Origin of the sequence: Streptomyces sp. NPDC057654 (genome assembly GCF_042800135.1) — a bacterium.
Classification (GTDB): domain Bacteria; phylum Actinomycetota; class Actinomycetes; order Streptomycetales; family Streptomycetaceae; genus Streptomyces.
Genome location: NZ_JBHVHQ010000706.1, coordinates 1 through 3,723 on the forward strand (window position 1 = coordinate 1; position 3,723 = coordinate 3,723).

At 75.2% G+C, this 3,723-nt stretch carries 2 protein-coding genes and 1 pseudogene; 2 read left to right on the top strand and 1 reads right to left on the bottom strand.

Features of this window, described 5'->3' with window-relative positions; all coding sequences use genetic code 11:
* Positions 1-60: 60 nt before the first annotated feature.
* Positions 61-678, bottom strand: coding sequence for a Maf family protein (locus tag ACFU99_RS34075; RefSeq protein WP_384399566.1), 618 nt, complete (start codon positions 676-678; stop codon positions 61-63).
* A gap of 116 nt (positions 679-794) precedes the next feature.
* Between ACFU99_RS34075 and ACFU99_RS34080 the strand changes: the two genes are divergently transcribed.
* Entirely contained in the window at positions 795-2,735 is a 1,941-nt protein-coding gene (locus ACFU99_RS34080; protein ID WP_384399569.1) for an FtsX-like permease family protein, read from the top strand.
* Between the two features lie 287 nt (positions 2,736-3,022).
* Positions 3,023-3,723: pseudogene (locus tag ACFU99_RS34085) on the top strand (cytochrome P450); the annotation flags it as partial.

Below are 3,723 nucleotides of genomic sequence, written 5' to 3' on the forward strand. Positions count from 1 at the left end.
GACTTCCGCGCCCTTCCGCATGCCCGGATCGTCATGCGGGGACCGTCACGCCCCTACCCGTCATGCCCAGAGGTCCGTGACCCGCACGTCCAGTCCCGCCAGCAGCTCGCGCAGCAGCGGGACGCTCAGCCCCAGGACCGTTCCGTGGTTGCCGTCGATGCTCTCGACGAACGGGGCCGCGTAGCCGTCGATCGTGAACGCGCCCGCGACGCGCAGCGGTTCGCCGGTGGCGACATAGGCGGCGATCTCGTCGTCCGTCGGCTCGCCGAAGCGGACGGTGGTGGACGCCGTCGCCGAGGCGCGGCGGCCGTTCGCCGTGTCGATCACGCAGTGGCCGCTGCGCAGAATCCCCGCGCGGCCGCGCATCGCCTTCCAGCGGGCCGTGGCGTCCTCGGCGTCCACCGGCTTGCCGTACGCCTGCCCGTCCAGCTCCAGCACCGAGTCGCAGCCCACGACGAGCGCGCCCGCCGCCTCGGCCCGTACGGACACGGCCTCGGCCTTCGCCTCGGCGAGCACCCGCGCCAGCTCGGCGGGGCTGTCCGCGCTGATCGCGTCCTCGTCCACGCCGCTGACGATCACCTCGGGCGCGAACCCGGCCTGCCGCAGCAGCCCGAGCCGGGCGGGGGACTGGGAGGCGAGCACGAGACGGCGCGAGGGGGTGAGATCCATACGGGCCATGGTAGGCGGGGGCGCGGGGGAGGCGAGCCCGCGGCCGTAGCGGGCAAGCGTCCGATTACGATCGGGACGGCGGCGCACAGGGGTGGGCGCGGACCGGCGAACTGGGGGGACGGATCGTGGCGTTACTGCAACTTGCCTGGTGGACCGTGCGGTCCCGCCGCACCGACTTCATCGGCTCGTTCGTCGCGATGGTCTGCGCTCAGGCGCTGGTCACGGCGTGCGCGGTGCTGCTGGAGTCCGGGGCGCGGGCCGGGGCCGCGGCGGGCGGGCCGGATGTGGTGGCGTTCGCGGTGCCGTTCGGGTTCATCTCGCTGTTCGTGGCGGCGTTCGCGGTGGCGGGTACGTTCTCGCTGTCCGTGCAGCAGCGGACGCGGGAGATCGCGCTGCTGCGGGCGATCGCCGCGACCCCGCGCCAGGTGCGCCGGATGGTGGCCTACGAGGCGGCCGTGGTCACCGTGGCGGCGCTGCTTCCGGGCTGCGGGCTGGGGGTGCTGCTGGCCGCGGGGCTGCGGGCGGCGCTCGCCGGGCAGGGGCTGTTCTCCCCGGATTTCCGGCTGGACTTCGGGCCGGTGAGCCTGGTCTCGGCGGCGGCCGTCTGCTGGGTGACGGCCGAGGCCGCCGTGTGGAGCAGCGGCCGGCGGGCCGCGCGGGTGCGGGCGATGCGGGCGCTGGGCGAGGCGGCGACGCCCCGGCACCGGGCCGGGTGGGTACGTACGGCTGCCGGACTGCTGGTCCTCGGCGGCGGGATCTGGGGGCTGGAGTCCATCGCGGACAGCCCGGGTTCGAGCTCCGACGTCAATGCGGCGTCCGGCATGGTCATGGTCTTCATGATCGCCATCGCGCTGCTCGCCCCCTGGATCGGCCGCCTCGCCGGCGCCGCCTTCGGCGGGCTGTGCAGACTGCTCTTCTCCGGCGTCGGCTTCGTGGCCGGGGCCAACCTCGGCACGGGCCACCGCCGCCTCGCCTCGGCGATCATGCCGCTGGCCCTGACGGTCGCGTTCGCGGCGGTCTCGCTGTTCGTACCGCAGATGAAGTGGCGCGAACAGCAGCGGCAGGACAGCGGGCGCATGGTCGCCGACCAGATCGTCACCAGCGACGACGAACTCCCCGCCGACGCCGTCCGCACGGTCCGCCGGGTGCCGGGAGCGGCCGCCGCGGTCGGCACGACCAGCACGTACGCGAAGGTGCTCACCGGCAAGGCGGGCTCGGACTCGCAGCACGGCCCCGGCGGGGACGCGCAGGCGGTCGGCGACGGGCCGCTCGGGCGAGTGCTCGACCTCGGAGCGGCCAACGATCGTGGTACGACCGAACTCGGCGCGCACGAAGTGGCGTTGAGCGAGCGGCTGGCCCGCGCGGCGGGCGCACGCCCCGGCGACGAGGTGCGCCTGCTCCTGGACGACGACCGCGTCGAGCGCGTACGGGTCGCCTACCGCTACACGCGCGGCAACGGCTTCGGCGACATCGTGCTCCCGCAACGGCTCGCCGCACGCCACCTCATGGACGGCGAGACGCTCGGGCTGGACACCGTGTACGTACGCTCCGCGCCCGGCCGGGAGCGCGCGGTCGCGGACGGGCTCGCCGCGCTCGCCAAGGGGCGGCACGGGCAGTGGCGGGTGCTCGACCACGCCGCGTACGCCGCCGAGGCCCGGCACCGGCAGGACGCGTCGATGACCGTGACGTATCTGCTTCTCGCCGTGATCACCGTCTTCACCTCGATCTCCGTGGTCAACACGCTCGTCATGACGACGATGGAGCGCTCGGGCGAGTTCGCGCTGCTGCGGCTCGTCGGGGCCACCCGCCGGCAGATCGGCCGGATGATGGGCCTGGAGAACGCGGTCACCGTGCTCGCCGCGCTGCTGCTCGGCTCGGCGGTGGCCGGCGCGGTCCTCGTCGGCAGCGCCCGCGCCCTGACCGGCAGCGCCCGGCTGGACCTGTCGCCGTCCGTCACGGCGCTCATCGTGGGCGGCGCGGGGGCACTGGCGCTCGCCACGGGGGTGGTGACGACGCGCATCGCCCTCGCCCAGCGCCCGGCCACGGCGCTCCGCGCGCCGGGGTAGCGCGCCGTGCGCCCCTGAGGGGACGCACAGGACCCGTAACCGGGCACAGGCAGGTGGCGCGCGGCAGCGCTGGGGCGCATGTGCGAAGGGCTCCGCCCCGCCCGCTCCGGCCCGGTTCGTACCCCCGTCGCCACACCCGTACGGCATCGGCACGACCTGCCCGGAAAAGGAGTGGGAGCGGGCCCGAGGGGCGTGCTGTCCTGGTCCCCGGAACGGCGGCCCTCCGGGCCGTCGCCTTCCCGACGGCCGACGGCCCACCGCCGTCGGCGGAGCCCGAGGAGTCCCGCATGCGCGAGCCCTGCCCCGAGCCCGAATCCCTCGCTCCCGAATCTCTAGACCCCGAACCCATCGTCATCGACCTCACCGGCCGCGACATCCACGGCGAGGGGGCCCGGCTGCGGGCCCGCGGCCCCGCGGCGCGCGTCGAACTCCCCGGCGGAGTGCGCGCCTGGTCGGTGACCAGCCCGGACCACCTCAAGCGGCTGCTCACCGACGACCGGGTCTCCAAGGACACCCGGCGGCACTGGGCGGCCTTCGCCGACGGCCGCATCCGCCCCGACTGGCCGCTGTACATCTGGGTGACGACGAACAGCATGGCCACCGGATACGGGCGCGAGCACGCGCGGCTGCGCCGGCTGGTCGCTTCCTCGTTCACCGCGCGCCGCACCCAGGCGCTGCGGCCCCGGATCGAGGCCGTCGTGGAGGGGCTGCTCGACGACCTCGCGGCGGCCGGCGCCCACGGACACCCCGTCGACCTGCGGGAACGCTTCGCCTACCCCGTACCGCTCCAGGTGATCAACGAGCTGATGGGCGTGCCCGAGCGGCTCCGGCCCGCACTGCGGCGCACCGTGGACGCCATGTTCGACACCGCCAACTCCCCGGCGGCGGCCGAGGCCAACACCGCGGAGCTGCGCGCCGTGCTCGGCGCGCTGGTCGAGGCCAAGCGGGCCGCGCCGGGCGACGACCTGACCAGCGCCCTGATCGCCGC